The 22,212-nt window shown below is 59.8% G+C and carries 20 protein-coding genes; 12 read left to right on the top strand and 8 right to left on the bottom strand.

Annotation, left to right across the window (positions count from 1 at the left end; genetic code table 11):
* Positions 1 to 79: 79 nt before the first annotated feature.
* From catA to E8Q41_RS11195, 3 genes are read right to left on the bottom strand one after another with little or no spacing between them, the layout of a single operon-like run.
* Positions 80 to 1,018 carry a catechol 1,2-dioxygenase gene (gene catA, locus E8Q41_RS11205; RefSeq protein WP_137155623.1) on the bottom strand — a complete coding sequence of 313 codons (939 nt, stop codon included), beginning with the start codon at positions 1,016 to 1,018 and terminating at the stop codon, positions 80 to 82.
* A gap of 55 nt (positions 1,019 to 1,073) precedes the next feature.
* Positions 1,074 to 1,364, bottom strand: coding sequence for a muconolactone Delta-isomerase (gene catC / locus E8Q41_RS11200; protein ID WP_137155622.1), 291 nt, complete (start codon positions 1,362 to 1,364; stop codon positions 1,074 to 1,076).
* 11 nt (positions 1,365 to 1,375) lie between these two features.
* Positions 1,376 to 2,545: a muconate/chloromuconate family cycloisomerase gene (locus E8Q41_RS11195; RefSeq protein WP_281405305.1), complete on the bottom strand. Its 1,170-nt coding sequence runs from the start codon at positions 2,543 to 2,545 to the stop codon at positions 1,376 to 1,378.
* 156 nt (positions 2,546 to 2,701) lie between these two features.
* Between E8Q41_RS11195 and E8Q41_RS11190 the strand changes: the two genes are divergently transcribed.
* Both E8Q41_RS11190 and E8Q41_RS11185 read left to right on the top strand, forming a co-directional pair.
* The gene (locus E8Q41_RS11190) at positions 2,702 to 3,631 is read left to right on the top strand and encodes a LysR family transcriptional regulator (protein WP_137155621.1); all 930 of its coding nucleotides are present in this window, start codon (positions 2,702 to 2,704) and stop codon (positions 3,629 to 3,631) included.
* A 371-nt stretch (positions 3,632 to 4,002) separates the two neighbouring features.
* Positions 4,003 to 4,422: a DUF983 domain-containing protein gene (locus tag E8Q41_RS11185; protein ID WP_137155620.1), complete on the top strand. Its 420-nt coding sequence runs from the start codon at positions 4,003 to 4,005 to the stop codon at positions 4,420 to 4,422.
* A 370-nt stretch (positions 4,423 to 4,792) separates the two neighbouring features.
* Here the strand turns inward: E8Q41_RS11185 and E8Q41_RS11175 are convergent, their stop codons facing one another.
* From E8Q41_RS11175 to E8Q41_RS11160, 4 genes are all read right to left on the bottom strand, one after another.
* Positions 4,793 to 5,236, bottom strand: a complete 444-nt coding sequence (locus E8Q41_RS11175) for an SRPBCC family protein (RefSeq protein WP_137155619.1) — start codon at positions 5,234 to 5,236, stop codon at positions 4,793 to 4,795.
* An 87-nt stretch (positions 5,237 to 5,323) separates the two neighbouring features.
* Positions 5,324 to 7,051 (bottom strand): GMC family oxidoreductase N-terminal domain-containing protein, encoded by a 1,728-nt coding sequence (locus tag E8Q41_RS11170; protein ID WP_137155618.1) that lies wholly within the window; start codon positions 7,049 to 7,051, stop codon positions 5,324 to 5,326.
* A 61-nt stretch (positions 7,052 to 7,112) separates the two neighbouring features.
* The gene (locus tag E8Q41_RS11165; protein ID WP_246660159.1) at positions 7,113 to 8,609 is read right to left on the bottom strand and encodes an aldehyde dehydrogenase family protein; all 1,497 of its coding nucleotides are present in this window, start codon (positions 8,607 to 8,609) and stop codon (positions 7,113 to 7,115) included.
* Between the two features lie 87 nt (positions 8,610 to 8,696).
* A complete protein-coding gene (locus tag E8Q41_RS11160) occupies positions 8,697 to 9,632 on the bottom strand; it encodes an AraC family transcriptional regulator (RefSeq protein ID WP_170976447.1) in 936 nt (311 codons plus the stop codon).
* 495 nt (positions 9,633 to 10,127) lie between these two features.
* Here E8Q41_RS11160 and E8Q41_RS11155 point away from each other — a divergent pair, with 495 nt between their 5' ends.
* From E8Q41_RS11155 to ugpC, 6 genes are all read left to right on the top strand, one after another.
* Complete coding sequence (locus E8Q41_RS11155) at positions 10,128 to 10,847, top strand: FadR/GntR family transcriptional regulator (RefSeq protein ID WP_137155616.1); 720 nt, start codon at positions 10,128 to 10,130, stop codon at positions 10,845 to 10,847.
* Positions 10,844 to 12,019, top strand: a complete 1,176-nt coding sequence (locus E8Q41_RS11150) for a PLP-dependent transferase (RefSeq protein WP_137155615.1) — start codon at positions 10,844 to 10,846, stop codon at positions 12,017 to 12,019. The genes E8Q41_RS11155 and E8Q41_RS11150 overlap by 4 nt, the downstream gene beginning before the upstream one ends.
* Before the next feature lie 38 nt (positions 12,020 to 12,057).
* A complete protein-coding gene (locus tag E8Q41_RS11145) occupies positions 12,058 to 13,317 on the top strand; it encodes a sugar ABC transporter substrate-binding protein (protein ID WP_137155614.1) in 1,260 nt (419 codons plus the stop codon).
* A gap of 124 nt (positions 13,318 to 13,441) precedes the next feature.
* Positions 13,442 to 14,374 carry a sugar ABC transporter permease gene (locus E8Q41_RS11140; RefSeq protein WP_137155613.1) on the top strand — a complete coding sequence of 311 codons (933 nt, stop codon included), beginning with the start codon at positions 13,442 to 13,444 and terminating at the stop codon, positions 14,372 to 14,374.
* 4 nt (positions 14,375 to 14,378) lie between these two features.
* Positions 14,379 to 15,209, top strand: a complete 831-nt coding sequence (locus tag E8Q41_RS11135) for a carbohydrate ABC transporter permease (RefSeq protein WP_137155612.1) — start codon at positions 14,379 to 14,381, stop codon at positions 15,207 to 15,209.
* Between the two features lie 4 nt (positions 15,210 to 15,213).
* A complete protein-coding gene (gene ugpC, locus E8Q41_RS11130) occupies positions 15,214 to 16,281 on the top strand; it encodes a sn-glycerol-3-phosphate ABC transporter ATP-binding protein UgpC (protein ID WP_137155611.1) in 1,068 nt (355 codons plus the stop codon).
* Positions 16,282 to 16,288: 7 nt separating this feature from the next.
* Here ugpC and E8Q41_RS11125 read toward each other — a convergent pair whose 3' ends face one another.
* Entirely contained in the window at positions 16,289 to 17,134 is an 846-nt protein-coding gene (locus E8Q41_RS11125) for a MurR/RpiR family transcriptional regulator (protein ID WP_137155610.1), read from the bottom strand.
* Positions 17,135 to 17,257: 123 nt separating this feature from the next.
* Here E8Q41_RS11125 and E8Q41_RS11120 point away from each other — a divergent pair, with 123 nt between their 5' ends.
* From E8Q41_RS11120 to E8Q41_RS11105, 4 genes are read left to right on the top strand one after another with little or no spacing between them, the layout of a single operon-like run.
* Positions 17,258 to 18,799: an ABC transporter substrate-binding protein gene (locus tag E8Q41_RS11120; protein WP_170976446.1), complete on the top strand. Its 1,542-nt coding sequence runs from the start codon at positions 17,258 to 17,260 to the stop codon at positions 18,797 to 18,799.
* Positions 18,800 to 18,831: 32 nt separating this feature from the next.
* A complete protein-coding gene (locus tag E8Q41_RS11115; RefSeq protein WP_137155608.1) occupies positions 18,832 to 19,770 on the top strand; it encodes an ABC transporter permease in 939 nt (312 codons plus the stop codon).
* Positions 19,767 to 20,597: an ABC transporter permease gene (locus E8Q41_RS11110; protein WP_137155607.1), complete on the top strand. Its 831-nt coding sequence runs from the start codon at positions 19,767 to 19,769 to the stop codon at positions 20,595 to 20,597. Before E8Q41_RS11115 ends, E8Q41_RS11110 begins: the two co-directional genes overlap by 4 nt.
* Before the next feature lies 1 nt (position 20,598).
* On the top strand, positions 20,599 to 22,212 hold the full coding sequence (locus tag E8Q41_RS11105) for an ABC transporter ATP-binding protein (RefSeq protein ID WP_137155606.1): 1,614 nt from the start codon (positions 20,599 to 20,601) through the stop codon (positions 22,210 to 22,212).

Raw genomic sequence — 22,212 nt, 5'->3', positions numbered from 1 at the left:
TTGGCGCCGCAGCTCTCGTCCCAAATATCTGTGTTGAAGGTGGGGGAGGGCAGCCTTTGTCGGGCCGCCCTTTTTGCTATCAGGCGGCAGCGCGCTGGCGCTGTTCGTTCACCTGATTGTCGACGCCGTCGATCAGAGCTGTCAGGCGAATGTCGAACACGATTTCCGCAAAGGGGTGATCGAGGCCGTTCGCCCTGATGCTGGCTTCATCTGTCCGCTCTATCACCGGCGGAACAAGGCCGTCACGCGTTGCATAGGCGAAATCGTCGTTGATCAGCGGGTCGCCTTCGATATTGATCTGCGTCGTCAGCTTGCGATGCTCGTCATGGCTGATGAAGAAGTGGATATGCGCCGGGCGCTGACCGTGACGGCCAAGGGCCGACAGACACTTCTCCGTCGGGCTGCCCGGAGGCACGCCGTAACCGTTCGGAACGATGCTCCGAAACTTGTAGCGGCCATTATCGTCGGTGATGATCGTCCGGCGCATGTTGAACGGCGCCTGCTTGCCGGTCGGATCGAAATGCGAATAGAAGCCGCGGGTATCGCAGTGCCAGACCTCCACCTTGGCGCCGGGAAGCGGCTTGCCATCGGAACCGTAGACCGTTCCGTGCATGATGAGCGTGTGGCCGTTTTCGTCCTGGCCATCGTCGAGGCGAGCGAAGCCGATGGATTCCGGAGCGCCGGCCACATAAAGGGGCCCTTCGATGGTGCGGGGCGTCGGATTGTCGATCCCCAGGGCCGCATCGATCGCATCGAGACGCTCATCGAGGAAATGATCCAGGCCCAGGCCGGGTGAAATGAGGCCCGCCTGCGTCGTCGCGCCGATTTCATTGAGCCAGGCGATGCCGGTCCAATACTCGTCAGGCGTGATGTTCAGGTCGTCGATGGCCTTGAACAAGTCCGACATGATACGATGCACGATCTGCTTGACGCGGGGATTGCCGCGATCGTTGTCCAGGCCGCTCAAGACCTTCAGAAAGTCCTGGATATCATCGCGTTCGAAAATTTTGACAGTCATGTCATGTCCTCCTCACATGTTGGTATTCACGCCCGGCTCGGCGCCGGGCATTGCTTCAAATGTCGTTGTCCCGGATGGCGGAGGGGTGCCGCAGCAACGGCATCACTTCGATATCCATGAATTTGAAAAGCGGCAGGCCAGAGAGCAGCTTGTGCAGCTCGTCGTTGTCGGCGACATCGAAAATGCTGATGTTCGCGTATTGCCCGGCAATCCGCCATATGTGACGCCATTTGCCGCTGCTCTGCAGGTCTTGAGAGTAGGCCTTTTCCTCCGCAAGGATCCTGGTTGTCTCCTCAGCCGAGAGATCCCTGGGCAATCTGACGTCCATTCTGACGTGAAAAAGCATGGCGTATGTCCTCAGTTTCCGCGATTGAGCCCGTTGCGGGCGAAGAAAGCGACACGATCGTCATCGAGTTCGATCCCGAGGCCCGGTCCATTGGGGACCGTCAGTTCGAAGTCGCTGTAGACGAGCGGTTCGCGCAGAATTTCTTCGGTCAACAGCAGCGGGCCGAATAGCTCAGTGCCCCATTCCAAATTCGGGAAGGTGGAAAACACCTGTGCAGAGGCAATGGTGCCGATAGGGCCTTCCAGCATGGTGCCGCCGTAGAGACCGATGCCAGCGGCATCGGCAATCGCCGCCACACGCAAGGCGTTGAACAGACCGCCGCTCTGTTCGAGTTTGACGGCAAAGACATCGGCGCCGTGAACCTTGGCGACCTCGAAGGCGGATTCGGGGCCGGTCAGAGATTCGTCCGCCATCAGCGCGATCGGGAACCGTCGCACCAGCCTTGCCAGCGCCGAAGTCGACGAGACCGGTTGCTCGACCAATTCACATCCCGCAGCAGCCAATGCGGCCATTCCGTAAGCGGCCTGTGTCTCGCTCCAGGCCATGTTCACGTCGACGCGCACAGCGCCGCGATCGCCGAGCGCCCGTTTAATCGCCGCAACATGGGCGATGTCGTCATGCAGATTGCGAAGACCGATCTTGAGTTTGAAGATCCGGTGGCGACGGCTGTCGAGCATCTGTTCGGCTTCGGCGATGTCCTTCGACGTATCGCCGGACGCCAGCGTCCAGGCGACCGGAAGACGATCACGACACCGTCCGCCGATCAATTCGCTGACCGGTAGGCCCAACCGTTTGCCTTGCGCATCCATAAGGGCGGTTTCGACGGCGGATTTCGCAAAGCGGTTTTCCTTGACCATCTTCGCAAGCCGACCCATCAGAGCTTGAATCCGGGTGGCGTCCTGTCCGACCAGGACCGGCCGAAAATACGTGTCGATGGCGAGCTTCATGCTTTCGGGGCTCTCGCCGCCATAGGCCAGCCCGCCGATCGTCGCGCCTTCACCAATGCCGATGACGCCGTCACTGCAATGGATTTTGACGAGCATCAGGGTCTGGCCGGTCATCGTGGCCACCGACAGTTTGTGCGGCCGGATCGTCGGCAGGTCGAGGATGACGGTTTCGATCCGCTCCACAATGGCGGGTGAAATCGATACCGGCGTGATGGATTTGAAGGTCGTGTTCATGCCAAGGACAATGCAGCCCGCCGGGCTTTGCGTCCAACACCATTTGCGTTTACTGTCATACCAAGAAGGTATCAAGTGCGTCGCAAGCGACTGGGTGTGATCGATGTTGCGCCGCAATATACCTGTTTGGTTATGATTTGAAGTAGAGTTTGCCGCATGGATCTTCGCCAGCTACGCTATTTCGTCGCCGTTGCCCGGGAGCGCAATTTCACACGCGCGGCGCAGATGCTCCACATCGCCCAGCCGCCCCTCAGCCGGCAGATCCAGTTGCTGGAAGAGGAGCTGGGCGTGACGTTGATCGTGCGCAAAAGCCGGCCCGTGAGACTGACGGACGCTGGCCGCGTCTTTTACGAGCAGGCGCTGCAGGTTCTCGGTCGCGTTGATCAGATGCGCGATGCAACGCGCCGTGTGGGTCTGAACCAGAACAGCGTTCTCTCGATCGGCTTCGTCGCGTCGACGCTCTATGGCGGGCTGCCGTCTCTGGTGCGAAAACTCCGCCAGCATGCGCCGGAACTCGATATTCAACTCCTCGAGCTTTTTTCAATGCAGCAGATCGCCGCCTTGAAGGAGGGGCGCATTGATATCGGTTTCGGGCGCGTGCGGCACAGAGATCCCAATGTGATCGGCACCGTTCTCAGAGAAGAACGGTTGGTCATTGCGGCGCCGCAGGCGGCGCGGCTCGCACAGGACAGTGGACCTGTCTCAATTCGACGCCTGGAAGGTGAACGCTTGATCGTTTATCCGAAAGAACCGCGCCCAAGTTATGCCGATCAGGTTCTCAACCTGCTGAACAATCATGAAGTGCGCCCTGCGGATGTACAGGAAGTTCGTGAAATTCAGACGGCGCTGGGCCTCGTCGCCGCGGAAGCGGGCGTGTGTGTCATTCCAGCCTCCGCACGCCAGACGCGGTCAGACGTGCACTATCGCTTGATCGAGGAAAAAGACGCGACCTCGCCGGTGATCCTCAATCATCGCGTCGGCGACAATTCGGCTCACATTGATCTGGTCAAGCGATTGATCCGCGAAATGTACGCTGAAAATCCGCCCTGGCTGGATTTCGCCAATAACTTCCTGCCGAAACTTTGATGGGATCATGGGACTAGCTGCGGGCGCCGGTGCAGGGCTATCGAGGGATGTCTCGTGGTTGCCTCCGCGGTTTGTTTCGATAATCAAAATGCAGTCAAAATTCCTTTAAAGATGCAATCTTTATACAGAATTTGACGAGATCAAGGGCCGTCTTTTGGTCGAGAATTGGATGACCTAATTGGGCTGCCCGTGATTGTCGCGCCCGTCGCATATTCTCTATTTTTCTTATTAATTTGAGCGTCATGGCTGACGTTTTGGCGATGCGTGATGGTCTCCATCATGCGCGTCATTTTGATAGCTTTATATGCAGTCATATATGCGATATGTGTCCTAACAATGTATGGATTTATGCGATCAATGGAGTTTGCGTTATGGACGGCAACTATCCACCCATTCCGCCTTTTCGAACCGGTGTGCGCGGCAGATGCCCCCGATGCGGTGAGGGGCATATGTTCGATGGCTTTCTGACGCTGAAGAAATCCTGTGAAGCCTGCGGGCTCGATTACTCGTTTGCGGACCCCGCTGATGGACCGGCATTCTTCGTGATCTGCTTCGCATGCGTGCCAAGCGTGTTTCTCGGCGTGTGGCTGGAAGTGCAGTTTCATGCGGAGATCTGGGTTCATGCCCTTGTGACCCTGCCCTCCCTGCTTGCCACCTGTATCCTGCCGCTGAGGCCGATCAAGGGTTGGCTGGTGGCCAGCCAATTCTATTTCAAGGCTGCGGAAGGGCGTCTGGTCCGCAGTGGGGAGGCAAACACTCCAGCCAAACCGATCGGACCGCAAGGCCAATGAAACGCCCCGCTTTTCAAGAAGCGGACAACAGAAATGAGAGTATGAAAATGTGGGATTGGTTCCCCTGGATTTTCTTCCCCTTCAAATTCGCGGTGTTGGGGATTGGCATGTTTTACGCCATCAAATGGCACCATGATCAGGAGAAAAAGTAAGCGCGAAGGTTCAGGGACGCGCGCGACCAAGTTCGGAAATGCCGGCGACGTTCGTTGTCCCTGGATATGCTGCTGACGGGTCAGCGCCGAAAGAACGAAGTCGGGAGAGGGAGGCCGACGATGGCAACCCGCTCCTGCTTGTTCTCCCTTTGATCCGACCCCTTCAGTTCCCGCAATTTGAACGGCTTGAAGGGATCACGTCATGATCACGCGGCGTTCTACGCGGTCGCGAGACGCTCGATGTTTTCAAGCCCGCCCTGGAATACGGCCTGAACCAGACCGAAAGTCTGATCGTTTTCCTCGGCGGTCGCCTCGCTGCCTTTCGGATGTTCGAACTCACCCTCCCAGTGCACGATCGAACCTCCCTTGCCGTTGTCCGTGACGCGCATCTCGCCGACATAGTGCTTCAGCGGCAGATCGGTCTTGATGATGCGATAGGTGAACCACATCTCCGTTTCGCTATAGTCCAGAAGTTCGCTGATAACGAAACCACCGCCCTTGATCTGGAACTCGCGAACGGCCAAAGGTTCTCCGTCTTTGCCGACGAGCAGGACGGTGTTCTCGGTCGCCGGATGCCATGCATGGATCTTGCTGAAGGTTTTAAAGATGTTCCAAGCCTTCAAGGGTGAAGCGCCCAGTTCGAGATCTGTCGAGATTTTCATTACTGTTCCCTCTTTTAATTCACATGGTTTTCGATGTCCGGAGTGATGCCGGCAGGTGGATCGCCCATCTGCCGATGGCTGCTCCGGTCAGCCGATCAGTATGTCAGCCATCCGCTCTCCGATGATCACCGTGGACGCCATGGTGTTGCCGGTCGACACGCGAGGCATGACGGAGGCGTCCGCGATGGACAGCCGGTCGATTCCGTAGACCGATAGGGATCCGTCGACCACGGACATCGAATCCCTGCCCATCTTGCAGGTGCAGCTTTCGTGGAAATAGGTGCCCGCTGCATTGCGCGCGAAGTCCTTCAGGGCGTCTCCCTTCAATGGACCCGGCATCACCTCGCGCTTGGCAAAATCGCGCAGAGCTTCGGAGTTTCCGATCTCGCGGCACAAATCGATGCAATGCACCAGCGCCTTCAGGTCGGCCTCCTCCTTCAGGAATCCACCGTCGATGACAACGGGAGCGGAAGGATCCGCTCCCGTCAAACGCACCTGACCCCGCGATTTGGGACGAACGAGACCCGGCGCGATGGACCAGGAATTGTTCGGGACAGAGAAAGCGGGCCCGTGCACTTCAGAGGCATAGGGAACTTCGATCTGGAAGGGTTGCAGATCGGGCGTGTCGAGAGACGAATCCGACTTCCAGAAGAAGGTCGCCTCGGCGGCGCTGTTCTTGGGAGGGAGAACTGTCTCGTATTCCCAGACACAGCCTGCGGCCAGAATGTGATCCTGGAAATTCTGTCCGACGCCCGGCAGATCATGGACGACCTTGACGCCAACCTCCTTCAGGTGGGCGGCAGGCCCGATGCCGGACTGCATCAGAATTTTCGGCGTGTTGATGGCGCCGGCGGACAGAACCACGCGCCTGTTTGCCTGAACGGTATGAAGCTCTCCATCCTTCTCGAATGTCACGCCCGTGACCGTGGAGCCGCTGAGTTCAAGACGATGCATGACGGCGCCCGTCAGCAGGGTGATGTTGGGTTTCTTCAAGACCTCCCACAGATAATCGGAGGGAAGATTGCGCCGCATGCCATCCTTGATGCGCACATTGGCGAGCGCCGCGCCGCCTTGACCTTCCATCATCTCCCCGTTCATATCGGCGAAAACAGGGATGCCGACGCTCTGACAGCCCTGAAGGAAAGCGGGTGCGATCGGGTTTGGGTCCCGGACGTCCGTCACGAACAAGCGTCCGCCGACGCCGCGGCGGCTGGTGTCCTGCACCCCTTGCCAATCCTCGATCCGCTTGTAGATTTCGAGAACGTTCCGATAGTTCCACGCATCGTCCCCGGTTTCTGACGCCCAGAAATCGAAGTCGTTCTTGTGGCCGCGCGCCCAGATCATGACGTTGATCGACGAGCCGCCGCCGATCACCTTGCCCATCGGAAGGATCAGCGAGCGACCATTGACGGAGGCGGAGGGCGTCGCGGAATAGCCCCAGTCGCGCTCCGAGCGAATGTTGGTCGGCCACATCAGCGGATTGAGAACCGCATCGAGTTGGTCCGTGCCGCCAGCTTCGAGGACGAGAACGCTTGCGCTCGTCTCGGCGGCCAGCCGCCCGGCGACGACGGCGCCGCCGGAACCGGAACCGACGACAATATAGTCGTAAGCACCCGCCAGCTTCCGAGCATTGTACCGCTGGGTAATGGCGGCGTCGCCCAACTCCTCCGCCCAGGCTTGAGCCGTGGCAAGCGCGGCGCCGCCTGCGACCGCCATGCGCAGAAAGTCACGTCGTCCGATGCGCCCATGCACGAGCGCGGATTGCAAAGTCATGAGTCTGTCGCCCTGTTCGAGCGGGTTCATGTCGATCTTCATTGTTTTTCCTCCCGGGAAGCCAAACATGTCCCTGGGCTCCTCTTCCCAGAGACATGAGAGATTAGAATGGAAGCGGATGCGCCTGACGCTGCGTTGAAATCCAGCGCTGAACCGTAAAGGCTTCAATGGCGCCCTTCGGTCCCCATTTTCCGCCGCCGCCGGACGCGCCGAGGCCGGAGAAGGGGCAATGCGGCTCGTCGTGCACGGTCGAGTCATTGACATGGACCATGCCGGCCTTGATGCGCTCCGCCAGCAACTCGCCACGCAGAACATTGCTGGTGATCACCGATGCGGAGAGACCGTAATGCGTGTCGTTGGCGAGGGCGACGGCTTCGTCTTCGGTGTCGAACGGCGTCACCGTCGTCACCGGTCCGAAGATCTCCTCGTTCCACACGCGCATGGACGAATTGACGTTCGTCAGCACCGTCGCGGTGTAGTAGGGGCCTTGCGCCGCGCCGCCGCAATGCGCCTTCGCGCCCTCTCGAACGGCTTCTTCCACCATCGTTTCTATCCGGCGAAGCTGTCGAGAATTGATGATCGGGCCGATGACGCATGTCTGTTCATCGGGGTTCGTCGGAACGAAGTTGATCGTCTTTGCGACCAGCCGCTTGACGAATTCGTCGATGATGCTGCGATGGACGAGCACCTTGTCGCAGGACATACAGATCTGGCCCTGATGCAGGAAAGAGCCGAAGAACGCCAGATCGACGGCGCGATCGAGGTCGGCGTCCTCGAGGACGATCATCGGATTTTTACCGCCGAGTTCCAGCACGATGGGCTTGAAGACATTGGCGCAAGCCGTGGACAAGGCCTGGCCGACCCGGGTGGAGCCGGTAAAGCTGATGACGGCGATGCGCTTGTCATTGACGAATTGGTCACCCACCATGGCGGCGCCATCGCGCGACGTCGTCACGACATTGAAGACGCCCGGCGGAAAACCGGCTTCCTCGAAGAGTTCGGCCAGCATCACGCCGCCGGCGATGGGGCTGTCTTCCGATGGCTTGAGAACCGCCGTGTTGCCGAGTGCGACGGCGTAGATGAAGCCTCGCATCGACAGATACAGCGGAAAATTCCAGGGACTGACCACACCGATCACTCCGGCTGGGGCGCGCATGGTCCGATTGATCTTGCCGGGCACCTGGCTCGGATAGATTTCCCCGATCTCCCGTGTCGTCAGGCCTGCGGCTTCCGCCAGAGCCAACGGGATGAGCGAGCATTCGAACATGGCCTTGCCGAAACCCGATCCGGTTTCTGCAACCAGCATGTCGGCGAATTCCTGCTGCCGAGCCGAAAAAAGAGCCGCGGCGCGGTGGAACAGGCCTGCACGAGCTGCCGGGGGCAAGGCCGCCCAGGCTGGCTGCGCGCGCGCCGCCGCCGCTATTGCGTCTTCAACATCCGCTGCGCTGGCATCGGGGACGTTTGCGACAATCGCTCCCGTGGTCGGATTCTCGGATGCGAAAACTGCGCCGCCCTGCGCCGCGCGCCAGGCGCCGTCGATGAACATCCTACGTGTTGCAGAGACGCCATCGTCTGTAATTGGCTTGATCAAGTCCAACATGCTTTCCTCCCTGATTGCATATCAGGGGATCTAAGCCTGTCTTGTTCTAGGAGACCATGAACAGGATTTGCAGGTTCTGGTACGCTGCTACCAGTCCAGCATATTGGGCGGCTGCTGGCGACGTTTGCGGTATTCCGCCGGACTTTCGCCGGTCGTCTTGCGAAATTCGCGGCTGAAATGGCTGGCGTCCGAGAAGCCGAGTTCGAAAGCGAGGGTTTCGATCGGGTCTTTGGATTGTCTCAGGCGGCGCTTGCCCTCCGTGATGCGCAGCTTGTTGGCGAAGCGCGCCGGCGTGGTGCCGAAAAACTTGCGGAACTGACGATGAAGCGAGGTTTCGGACAGCGCCGCGGCACGCGCGAGTTCCTCGCTGGAAAGATGGCGGCCGAGGTTTTCTCGGATCAGATGTGCGACGGCATGAATGCCAGAATCCTGGGCGGAATGGTCGAAGACGATCAGGTCGCTCGTGCGGGTCTGCATCAACCTCAGGATCGTCTCATCGATGCGCGCGTCGATGCGGAGATCCGAGAAGACGTCGCGATGACCCCGAAACAGGTCCATCAATGACGACAGTCCCAACTGCTGCGCCTCATGCCCTCTCAAGACCGAATGGGCGGACCAATCAAGCGCCGCCGCCGCAGAGTTCCCATGGCGTTTCATGCGTTCGTTCAAACGGCTCAGAACGCCTTCCAGCCGTCCGGTTTCAATTTCGAAACAGTCGCACTCGATCGGATTGTCACGCGTCGCCGCGCCGAGATCGATGTCGATTTCGAGACCGGGCGCGACATACATGACGTCGCCGGGAAAAAAGTCGAATTTCGGCGCTCCTTCGACGCTCATCACCTTAACGCCGCTCTTCAGCTCGCAGATGATCGGGTTGGCAAACCGGAATTTGACCCGAGCCGGCGTGTTGGTGAAATAACTCGCCGCCTCCGAATAGGCTGCATAATGCGCTGTGCGATACTCGATCAGCTTTTCAACGCGACCGAGAGCTCTGTAGCTCGCTGAGTTTGATTGCGCCTCCATCATCTCCTCCTCGATCTGATGGAATGTGGAAACACCGTCTTGCTTTCAGACCTAAAGCGCCTCCCTCCGCATCATAGCCACAGACAGCGCATCAGATCAACATGAGAAAAACGCACGGGATCCGACCTGGCCGCCGATTGCGCGCATAGAGCCTGAGACCGGGTACCGCATGGCGGTGCAGGAATAGGCTGGGTTTGCAGCGTAGGGCATTTGCCGATCGTCCGGCTTTTCCCATGGGAGGAATCTGGCTGAGCTCACATCTCGTAGGAACGCCAGGGCGTCAGTTTTCGGGGAGGATTTGCAAAACCTCGGGAGCTTAGCAGGCGCACCCAGCAGCATTTCAAAATCTCCATTGGTCTCTGGCTGACAACAGCAATCGTCGATGCTGATCGTTGCGCTTTGCTTCTGGAAAATGCGTCCGCCGGCGCCTTGCATTCGGAGTTAAAGAATGTTTAGGTAAGATGTCAGACCAATTTGAGAGTGATTTTGGAACGCATGGGGAAATCTGCAGACGAGGCCTTGATCACGCCGCTGCCCTCGATCGACCGGGTGATGCAGGTGGAGAAGGCTTTGTCCGATTTCGTCGAACGGGCGGGGCTCGCGACGGGCGATCGTTTGCCGACCGAGCGGGAAATGATGGTTGCGCTCAACGTCGGTCGATCGACCATTCGAGAGGTTCTTCGAAAATTCCAGGCGTTGGGCGTCATCGAAAGCCGCAAGGGCAGCGGCACCTATCTGTTGAAGCCGATATCGGCTGCAACGGTGCACATGCCGATCTCGATCGACGCTCAGGGCCTTCGCGATGCGCTGCTGATGACGCTTGAAGTGCGCAGGGGCATCGAAGTCGAAGCCTCGATGGCGGCGGCGCGGCGGCGAACAGAGGCCGATATCGCTACGATGGAAGCCAAGCTTAACGAGATGGAGCGGGTGCATTTGGCGGAAGGCACATCTGGAAAGGCCGACCTCGCCTTTCACCTTTCCATTTATGATTCAACTCACAACTCACTTTTCCGGCAGTTGCTGGAGCAGATGCGGGAGGGTTTCGAGCGTTTCTGGTCGAAACCCTTCGACCGACCGGATTTCGCCGCGCGATCCTTTCCGTTTCACCGCACGCTGTTCAACGCCATCGTAGCCGGCGACCCTGAAAGCGCGCGGGAAGAAACGCTCAAAATCCTGGCGATCGTCGAGGAAGATATCAAGGAAATGTCCCAATGAGCCAAGGCTCCGATCCATTCGATCTCGCATCGTTCGTCGTCGCCCATGACGAGCCTCACGCCTTCGACGCCGTCGTCCCGCCGATCGTGCAGACGTCGCTGTTCACCTTTTCGAGCTATGAGGAGATGCTCGCCACCTATCAGGGCGAAAAGGTCCGGCCTGTCTACACGCGCGGACTGAACCCGACCGTGCGCCTGTTTGAGGAAATGCTGGCCAAGCTGGAAGGCGCAGAGGACGCCCTTGGCTTCGCAAGCGGAATGGCTGCCATTTCAGCGTCGGTTCTGTCCTTCGTCGAACCCGGCGACCGCATCGTTGCCGTCCGGCATGTTTATCCGGACGCATTCCGTCTCTTCGGCTCTCTCCTCAAGCGCTTCAAGATAGAGGTGACCTATGTCGATGGGGGGGATGAGTCCGCCATCGACAAGGCGCTGCCGGGCGCCAAGCTTCTCTATCTCGAAAGCCCGACGAGTTGGGTCATGGAGGCGCATGACGTGGGCGCGCTGGCGCAGCTCGCCCGCCGCCATGGCGCGATTTCGGTCATCGACAATTCCTGGGCCAGTCCTGTTTTCCAGAACCCGCTGTCGCTCGGGGTGGACCTTGTGTTGCACTCTGCCTCGAAATATCTCGGCGGTCATAGCGACGTCGTCTCCGGCGTTGTCGCGGGCTCGAAGACCATGATCGACCGGTTGCGCGCGGAAGCCTATCCTTATCTCGGCGGCAAGATGTCGCCTTTCGACGCCTGGCTTCTGATACGCGGCCTGCGCACGCTGCCCTTGCGCATGAAGGCCCATGAAGCCTCGGCGCTGGAAATCGCCGCGCGATTGCAGGCGCTAGATGTCGTGGAAGCCATCTGCCACCCCGGCCTCGGCAATCGCCTGCCGCCGGGTCTCAAGGGAACCTCCGGCCTGTTTTCGTTCATCTTCAAGCCAGGGGTGAATGTCCGCGCCTTCGCCAATCACCTCAAGCTTTTCAAGCTCGGCGTGTCTTGGGGCGGACATGAAAGCCTGATCGTGCCGGGCGAAGTCGTGCTGGAGCAGAAGGCGCAACCGAATTCGGCGCGCGCCTTCGGCATCAGTGAACGTTCCGTGCGTCTCCATGTCGGCCTCGAGGGAACCGAGGCTCTGTGGAGCGATCTCGCATCGGCAATAGAGACGGCCACGAAAGCCGCCTGACCGATTCAATCTTCATCAAAACAACTGGGAGAAGTAAAATGAAGAAACTGATAGCTGCCGCAGTCTTTGCCGCTCTGATGGCGGGGACAGCTCTCGCCGACACTACGCTCAAGCTGGTCGAGGTCATCACCAGCCCTGAGCGAACGGAAACGCTGAAATCGCTGACGGCGAAATTCGAAGCCGCCAATCCCGGCGCGAAGGTGGAGATCATCTCGCTTCCCTGGAACGAGGCGTTCCAGAAATTCGCCACCATGGTCTCCGCCGGCGATGTGCCGGATGTGGTGGAAATGCCCGATACCTGGCTGTCGCTTTACGCAAACAACGGCATGCTCGAAAGCCTTGAACCCTATCTCGCCAAGTGGGAGCACACGGCCGGTCTCACGCCGCGCGCCCTGGAACTCGGCCGCGACGTCAAGAACACCGCCTATATGCTGCCTTACGGCTTCTATCTGCGCGCCATGTTCTACAACAAGAAGCTCTTGCAGGAAGCAGGCGTTACCGAGCCGCCTAAGACACTCGAAGAATTCGCCGAGGCGTCCAAGAAAGTGTCCGCTCTGCCTGGTAAATATGGCTATTGCCTACGCGGCGGGCCAGGCGGCCTGAACGGCTGGGTGATGTTCGGCGCCTCCATGGCGGGTTCGAACGAATTCTTCACGCCGGAAGGAAACTCGACCTTCGACAGCCCCGGCTGGGTGAAAGGCCTCACCTATGTGATCGATCTCTACAAGAACGGCTATGCGCCGAAGGACAGCGTGAACTGGGGCTTCAATGAAATTGTTGCGGGCTTCTATTCGGGAACCTGCGCTTTCCTCGATCAGGATCCCGATGCTTTGATCGCGATTGCGCAGCGCATGAAGGCCGAAGATTTCGGCGTCATGACCATGCCGAAGGGCCCGGATGGCAAGACCTTCCCCACGATCGGCTATGCCGGCTGGTCGATGATGGCGTCGTCTGAGAACAAGGATTTGTCCTGGAAGTTGATCGAAACGCTCGAAGGCCCCGAGGGCAACATCGCCTGGAACAAGAAGACCGGCGCGCTTCCGGTGCACCTGTCGGCGGAAAAGGATCCGTTCTACGCCAGCGAGCAGTTCAAGGGCTGGTTCAACGAACTGGCCGACAAGGACGCCGTGCCGACCAAGATGCCGACACACCTCGAGGAATTCGCCTTCTTCAAGGATTCGCTGGTCGTCAAGACGTCGCAGGAAGCGCTTCTCGGCGACATCACGCCCGAAGAACTCGCCAAGCAATGGGCTGACTACATGACCCAAGCGCAGCAGAAGTTTCTGTCTTCCAAATAAGCGGCGTCAACCTGCTGCCCGGAATACGTTCCGGGCAGTCCTGCCGCCTTGAGGCAGTGTTAGCCAGTCCGGGCGGGGGAGGGGCGCTTTGCGCCATCCGTCGTCTGCGCGCGAGGAGCGTTCAATGTCCCACTCTCAGTCCGCCAATCCGGCAGCGCTGCGCAAACCGCCGCTTCGGCGCTTTGCAGACGCGGCGGAACCATGGTTCTACAGCGCGCCAGTGCTGTTGCTGATCATCGCCGTCATGCTGGTTCCGCTGCTTCTGGGATTGTCCTACGCCTTCCGCGACATCCAACTGCTCAATCCCTTTTCCGGCGCTTTCGTCGGGTTAAAGCACTTCAAGGCGCTAGCGCAGGACGACGCGTTCTATAGGGCGTTGAGGAACACCCTCTGGTGGACCGGCGCTTCAGTCTTCCTGCAGTTCGCCTTCGGTCTTGTCTTGGCTTTGCTGCTGGACAAGCCTTTTCCTGGTCGGGGACTGGCGCAGGCGCTCGTGTTCCTGCCCTGGGCGGTGCCGACCTTCCTCGCCGGCCTCAACTGGGCATGGCTCTTCAATCCGGTCATCGGGCCGCTGCCGCACTGGATGGCGGCGCTCGGCATCCTTTCCGCACCCGACAATATTCTCGCCGATCCCCACCTCGCTATGTGGGGGCCGATCATCGCCAATGTCTGGTGGGGTATTCCCTTTTTCGCCATCACCTTGCTCGCGGCGCTCCAAGCCATTCCCCGCGACCTCTATGAGGCGGCCGCGATCGATGGCGCGAGCCCTTTTCAGCGGTTCATGTCGATCACGCTGCCATTTCTTGCCCCGACCATCGCCATCACCATCCTGCTCAGAACTGTTTGGATCGCCAATTTCGCCGATCTCATCATCGTCATGACCAATGGCGGTCCGGCTGACCGCACCCAGATCGTCGCCAGCTATATCTTCACCCAGGCTTTCCGACGGCTCGATTTCGGTTACGCCTCGGCGATCGCGCTCGTGCTCCTGGCGCTGCTGCTCGCTTATTCGATGCTGATCGTCGTCATTCGCCAGCGCATGATCGAGAAGGATTGATCCCGTGACCGGCAAAATTCTCCTGACAATCGCTCACCGCGCCGCGATCCTTGCCTTCATCCTGTTCGCGCTGTTTCCGCTTTTCTGGCTTCTCAAGGTCTCCGTGACGCCGAACGACCTTCTCTATAGTGAAGGGGTGCGGCTTTGGCCGTCGCACGCGACACTCGACCATTATCGATTCGTTATTGAAAACAGCGCCTTCCCGACCTTTTTCAAGAACAGCCTCATCGTTGCGGGTTCAACGTCGATTGCGGTGACCATACTGTCTTCCCTGGCGGGTTACGCTTTGTCGCGCTTCCGATTTCGCGGCAAATACGCCATTGTGGCGCTGATGCTGATCACCCAGATGTTTCCGCTGGTGATGCTGGTGGCGCCGATCTTCAAGATGTTGTCGCCGCTCGGCCTGACCAACAGCCTCACGGGTCTGGTGATCGTCTACACCGCCTTCAACGTGCCATTTGCGACTTTCCTGATGCAGTCCTTCTTCGACGGAATCCCCAAGGATCTTGAGGAAGCCGCCATGATCGACGGCGCCTCACGCTTCGTGGCGTTCCGGCAGATCATCCTTCCGCTGACATTGCCCGGCATCGCCGCAACGCTCGGTTTCGTCTTCACAGCGGCCTGGAGCGAATTGCTGTTCGCGCTGATGCTGATCTCCGGCAACACCAGCGCAACCTTTCCTGTCGGGCTCCTCACCTTCGTGTCGAAATTCTCCGTCGACTTCGGGCAGATGATGGCGGCAGGCGTTCTCGCCCTGATCCCCGCCTGCCTGTTCTTCCTGCTTATTCAACGCTATCTCGTGCAGGGCCTGACGGCCGGCGCTGTGAAAGGGTAATCCCATGGCTTCCATCGCGCTCAACCGGGTCGGTAAATCCTACGGCTCGCACGCCGTTCTGAACGAGGTCGATCTCGATATCCAGGACGGAGAGTTCGTCGTGCTCGTCGGCCCCTCGGGCTGCGGCAAGTCGACCTTGCTGCGCATGATTGCCGGCCTCGAAGAGATTACGTCGGGAACGCTCTCGATCGATGGGAGGCGGGTGAATGATCTCAAGCCCAGAGATCGCGACATCGCCATGGTCTTCCAGTCCTATGCGCTCTATCCGCATATGAGCGTCGCTGACAATATGAGCTATAGCTTGCGCCTGCGCCGCCGCTCAAAGGAGGTGATCGCCGCCGCCGTCAGCGCCGCGTCGAGCAAGCTTGGGCTAGATCCCTATTTAGAGCGCCGCCCGAAAGCCCTGTCCGGCGGCCAGCGCCAACGTGTGGCGATGGGACGCGCGATCGTGCGCAAGCCCAAGGCCTTTCTGTTCGACGAACCGCTTTCCAATCTCGACGCTCGACTGCGCGAGCAGATGCGCGCCGAAATCAAGAGAATGCATGCCGATCTCGGTGCAACATCCGTCTACGTGACCCATGACCAGATCGAAGCCATGACGCTTGCGTCGCGGATTGTCGCTATGAATGCGGGGTCGGTTCAGCAGATCGGGGCGCCGCTCGATCTCTATGATCGGCCCGCAAATCTGTTCGTTGCGGGTTTCATCGGTTCTCCCGGCATGAATTTCCTCGAAGGCCGTTGCGAACAGACGAGCGAAAACAGCATCGTCGTCTTGTCGAAGGGTTATCGGCTGCCGCTGTCGTCCCGCATTCCTTGTGCGGACGGAGAGACGGTTACGCTCGGCATCCGTCCAGAACATGTCCAGGTGTCGCCCAAGGACGGCGCCGTCGAGGCTGAGGTGGAATTGGTCGAGCCGACCGGCCTCGGCGTTATTCTTCATCTTGTGGTTCATGGCGAAAGCTTTAAACTGTTTTCCACTGACCGGGCGCTGTTGAACGCAGGAAAATCGCTGCAGATCGGCTTGCCGGAAGACCGGTTGCATGTCTTCGACCGAACCGGCGCGCGGATTTGAGCTGACGTCAGAAGATATTCATCCGCCGCATGAGGATCTGCCAGCGATCGAGCCGCAAGGCGCTGGCGTCGCTGTTTGTCCGGGCGACGGCGTCCACCAACACGTTGAGGATCAGGGTCAGCGCCACGGTGGATTCGATAAACAGCCCGGATCCGGAGGCGGCGAACATGGTGTGATCGGCGACATCATGCGCCCAATCGCAGAATTCGTCGCTGATAACGATCACCTTGATGCCGTTTTCCTTGGCGATCTGCGCTACTTTCAAGCCGTCATTGGCATAGGGCACCCCGTCGATCAGAATGAGAGCCAGCGGCTTCGGCCGGGAATCGCCGATGAAGGACAGCCACTCGCCGAGCATGTCGTCATGGGCCGAAAGAAAGCGGACATTGTCGCGCGCGAGAGCCAGGCGGCGTGAAAAATCCTCGGCCGTGCCGCGCAAGGCCTGAAAGCCGGTGACAAAGACCTGTTCCGCCATCGTCGCCGTCGCCACCAGATCCCGCCAGGGCGGGTTCTTGAATTCGACGAATAGCCTCTCGATCGACCGGATTTCGTTTTCGCGCACCTCCGCATAGATATCCGGCGTCTCAGGGCTCCGTGCGTCATCGGCGAGATGCCGCTCATTGACCGCCTCGACCTTCAGTTCGAGCTTCAACCCGGCGATGCCCTTATATCCCGCCCTGCGCAGAAACCGGCTTACCGAGATTTCGCTGACCGCCACCCTCTTTGCAATCGAACTGCCGCTTTCGAAGGGTATCTGGTCGATATGCGCGATGATGAAATGGGCGATCCTCGCCTCCGTCGCCGTCAGTTCGGGGATGAGGGATTGGAGTTTTCTGATGGTGGTCGCCGACATCCGAAACCCGTTTTACAGGAATGACAGACATCTAACTTAATAATGTTATTGACAGACGCAAGCCTCAAGAAGAGTATTTCCTGACGAATGAGCAATAAAAACATTAGCAATCGGGGAACTACAATGAAACGTCGAACCTTTATGAAATGCCTTGCGGCAGGAATTGGCGCGCCCTTCCTGCTCGAACAACTCACAGCGATCGCCGCCGCGGCGGACAAGAAAGTGCTGCGCATCGGCTATGCCGCGCCGGTGCAGACGCTGGACCCGATCAAGACGGTCTTTGCGCCCGACATCATCAGCCAGGGCATGATGTATGCCCGCCTTCTGAAAGCGAATGCCGACCAGAGCGAAGTCGGACCGGGTCTCGCCGAGAGCTGGACGATCTCCGACGACGGGAAGACCTACACGTTCAAACTGCGCGAAGGCCTGAAATTTTCCGATGGCAGCCCCCTGACGTCAGAGGATGTGGCGTTCAGCTACAACCGCATGCGTTTCCAGAAGGACACTGTCTATTCCGCGCCGTTCCAGCCGCTGACGACGATCGAGGCTGTCGACCCCCTCACGGTGAAATTCGGTCTCGACCGGCCGTTCCCGCCCTTCCTGAAGCTGTGCGAAATCTGGAACACCGGGATCGTTTCCAAGAAGGCCGTCAGCGCGATGGGCGACGAGGCCTTCGGAACCAGGCCGGAGGTCACGTCCGGGCCGTTCAAGTTCGTCGAATGGAAGACGGGCGACCGCGTCGTGATGGGGCGCAACGAACATTATTACCGGCAGGGCCTGCCGCATCTCGAAGGCATCGAGTTCATCTTCGTGCCGGATGTCAACACCGGCGTCTCGATGGTCCAGGCCGGCGAACTCGATGTCGGCATGGGCGTGCCCTTTGCGCGCATGAAGGAGTTGGAAGCCGCAGGCGTCACGATCGTGTCGGAGCCGTCCAGCGCCACCTATGATCTGCTGATCAATCATGAAAAAGCGCCTTTCGACAATCTGGCCTTCCGCCAGGCCATCAGCCATGGCATCGACCGCCAGCAGATCAACGACGCCGTCACGGCCGGCTATGGAACGGCGGCTGCCTCGATTTTCAGCCCCAAGCTCGACTTCTACGACACGGAGCTGAAGGTCATTGCCCGCGACGTCGACAAAGCCAAGGAGCTGCTCGCGAAATCCGGGGTGACGGACACGTCCTTCACGCTGCTGACCAATGCCGGAGCCACCGACGAAGACAAAACGGCGGTTCTCATTCAGGCTCAACTCGCCGAAATCGGCGTGAACGTGACCATCAACGCCATCGATCCTGGACAGGCCTGGACGCAGCTGGTGGCGGGCGACTATCAGGCGCAGCTCAACTGGTGGTACAACGAAACGACAGACCCGGACAACGCCGTGCGCTGGTGCGTCTGGGGAGCGGGAGCCAACAAGTCCTACTACACGCGCTACAACAACGAGGACGTGAACAGCCTGATCGACAAGGCTGCCGGCGAACCGGACCAGGCGAAGCGGGCCGACATGTATCGCAAGATCCAGAAGATCTGCGTGGATGAAGTGGCGCAAGTCGCGCTTTATCATCCGACATGGACGAGCGCCCGATCGGCGGCGGCCACAGGGCTCGTCTTCAATCTCGGTTCGCAATACGCGTCCATCGACGAAGCCGACCTCAAGAGCTAGCCCCGGTCTTCCCGCCGCGCAGGTAGATAGTCATGACGCGTTTCGCATTTCTCTTGCGAAGGCCGTTCGAGCTGATCCCGGTTTTGATCGGGATCAGCCTGATCAGCTTCGTATTGCTGCAACTGACGCCCGGCGATCCGGTGCGCCTCCTGCTGGGTCCAAAGGCGGGCGACGCCGCCATCGCCCTGGTGCGCGAGCGCTATGGGCTCGATAAGCCCGTGCTCGTTCAATATGTCTATTACATCAAGAATGTGCTGATGGGCGATTTCGGCCAGTCGATCAGCTATCGCACGGCGATCGGCCCGTTGCTGCTCGAAAGGATCGGTCCGACCGTCTTTATCATTGTCTATGGACTGACGCTTTCCGTGCTGTTGACGCTTGCTCTTGGCGTCTTGGCGGCGCGCAGCCAGGGCGGCTGGCTCGACCAGACCATCCGCATCATCTGCGTGGTCGGCGTCGGCGTGCCGTCCTATGTGGCGGGCCTGTTGCTCGTCCTGGTGTTTTCTCTGACCTTCAAGCTTTTCCCCGTGTCGGGCTATGCGGATGGCGTCTGGGCCAATCTCCATCATCTCTTTCTGCCGGCGTTGACCATCGCCATCTCGGTGACGCCGGTCCTGGCGCGAAACTTCAGGGCCACGCTGCTGCAGCAGATGAATGCCGGTTATGCGATCGCGGCTCTGTCTAAGGGCGTCTCGCCGAGAGCGGTGTTCTGGCGGCATGTGTTCTGGAACTCGCTTCTGCCCACGGTCAGCCTGTTCGGCGTCGTCGCATCCTTCCTGATCGGCGGCACAGTTGTGATCGAGAATGTCTTCAATATTCCCGGCCTCGGCCTTCTTCTGGTGCGCTCCGTGCTCAGCCGCGATTATCTCGTGGTCCAGGGCGTGACGATCGTCATGGCGCTCGGCATCGTCTTGTCGAACCTCGCCGTCGACATCCTCACAGCGCTGCTCGATCCGAGGATCAAGACATGAAAAGCACCGTCGTCTGGCTGCGTCGGGACGCGCCGCGCTCGCTGTTGGTCGGGATTGCGATCACGCTGTTCTGGATCGTCGCGGCGGCGTGCGCGCCGCTGATCACGTCCTTCGATCCGATCAAGATCGACGCCCTCAACGCCCTGCACCCGCCCAGCGGCGTGCATCTGCTCGGCGCGGATTCCGTCGGCCGCGACGTGCTGACACGCATCCTCTACGGCGCGCGGATCGATCTTCTTATGGCTGTAGCAGGCGTCGCAGGTCCCTTCGTGTTGGGCACGACGATCGGCCTGGCGGCCGGCTATTTGGGCGGCTGGATGGATGGGCTGCTGATGCGCATCCTCGACGTGACGATCTCCTTTCCCTATTTCGTCCTGGTCATCGCGATCGTGGCGATCATGGGACCCGGCCTTCAGAGCTATCTGATTTCGCTGACGGTGGTGAACTGGGTCACCTATGCCCGGCTGGTTCGGGCTGAAACCATGGTTCTGTCGAATGCCGATTTCGTGCTGGCCGCCCGGGTTCTCGGCTATAGCCCGAGCCGGATCATGCTGCGTCATGTCTTTCCGAACGCGATCATTTCGGCAAGCGTGTTCCTGATGACCGACGCGGTGCTGACCATTGTTCTCGGATCATCGCTGGGCTTTCTCGGCCTCGGCGTGCAGGCGCCGACGCCGGAATGGGGCGTGATGATCGCCGAAGGCCGCACCTATCTGGGGACGGCCTGGTGGATTTCGCTCTGCCCCGGGATCGCCCTTTGCAGCCTGGCCTTTGGCCTTTCGCTTGTCGCCGACGGTATGGCGCAGGTTCTGGACCCGGAGAGCTGAGATGGACGACCTCGTTTCGATTGAGAATTTGTCGGTCAGCTTTGACACCCGGCATGGTCAGGTCGACGCCGTCAAGAACGTGTCCTTCGCCATCCGACGTGGCGAAGCGCTGGGCATCGTCGGCGAATCCGGATCAGGCAAATCGGTTGTCTGCCGCGCCCTGTTGCAGCTCTTCGCCGCCAATGCGCGGGTGACTGGCGGCAAGATCCTGTATGAAGGCGACGATGTGCTGGCGATGACGGAGGCGGACCTGAACCGCTATCGCGGCGAGAAAGCCGCGATGATCTTCCAGGATCCGTCCACCCATCTGGACCCGATCATGAGAGTGGGGGATCAGGTCGCCGAAGGCCTGAGGATACATCGCAAGCTCGACCGTGCGGAAGCGACTGTGCAGGCGGTGCAACTGCTCGACGACATGAAGATCCGCGACGCCGGGCGAAGAGCCTCCTCCTATCCACACGAATTGTCCGGCGGCATGCGCCAGCGCGTGATGATCGCCGCGGCGCTTGCATGCTCCCCGGACCTGCTGATCGCCGACGAACCGACAACGGCGCTCGACGTCACCGTACAGGCGCAGATCCTGAGCCTGCTCGCCAAGATCCGGGAAGAGCGCAAGCTGACGGTGGTGCTGGTGTCGCATGATCTCGGCGTGATCGGCGCGGTCTGCGACCGCATCGTCGTCATGAAGGACGGTCGCATCGTCGAGACCGGCACGACAGAAGAGATCCTGACTGCACCCAAGGCCGACTATACCCGCAACCTCATCCGCTCCCAGCCGTCGCTGCTGCCGGACCGGACCGAGGCCGCGGCGGCCGGCCCCGAAATCCTGTCGATCGACAAGCTTTCCGTGGAATTTGCGGCGCCGAGGCGTCTCGCCGATATCGTCGCTGGCAGACCGGCGCATAGTGTCCGCGCCGTCGATGACGTCAGCCTGTCGGTCAGACGCGGCGGCTCGCTTGGCATCGTCGGCGAATCGGGGTCTGGCAAGAGCACGCTCGCCCGCGCCATCGTGGGGCTGACAAAGGCGAAATCCGGTTCGATCCGCATTGACGGCCCGCAAGACAAGCAGGCGAGAGCGCGGATCGTGCAGATGGCGTTTCAGGATCCCTACCTGTCGCTGAACCCCTCCTACACCATTGCCCAGACGCTGTCGGAACCATTTATCGCTCACCGGCTCTGCGCGCCTTCCGAGACGCCGGAACGGGTGAGACGGCTGATGCGAACCGTGGAACTGCCGGAGAACTTGCTTCGCCGGAAATCCGGGCAGTTGTCCGGCGGGCAGCGCCAGCGGGTGGGAATCGCCCGCGCGCTCGCCATGTCGCCGGAAATTCTGATCGCCGATGAAGTGACCTCGGCGCTCGACGTCTCCATCCAGGCGCAAATCCTCGATCTGTTCAAGCGTCTGCAGGCTGAGCTCGGGCTGACGCTGATCCTGATTTCGCACGACCTCGCCGTCGTCCGCTATCTCTGCGAGGATGTGGCCGTGATGCAGCATGGCAAGCTCGTGGAATATGGCCGCAGCGCCGATGTTCTGCGCCATCCGCGCACTGACTATACCCGGGCGCTGCTAGCCGCCGCGCCGAAACTGATGACCGCCAAGACAGGACTGAACTGA

It is taken from the genome of Rhizobium sp. FKL33 (assembly GCF_005222915.1).
Lineage (GTDB): Bacteria > Pseudomonadota > Alphaproteobacteria > Rhizobiales > Rhizobiaceae > Rhizobium_E.
Note: the sequence above shows the minus strand (reverse complement) of the source record. Positions and strands in the feature narration are given on the sequence as shown.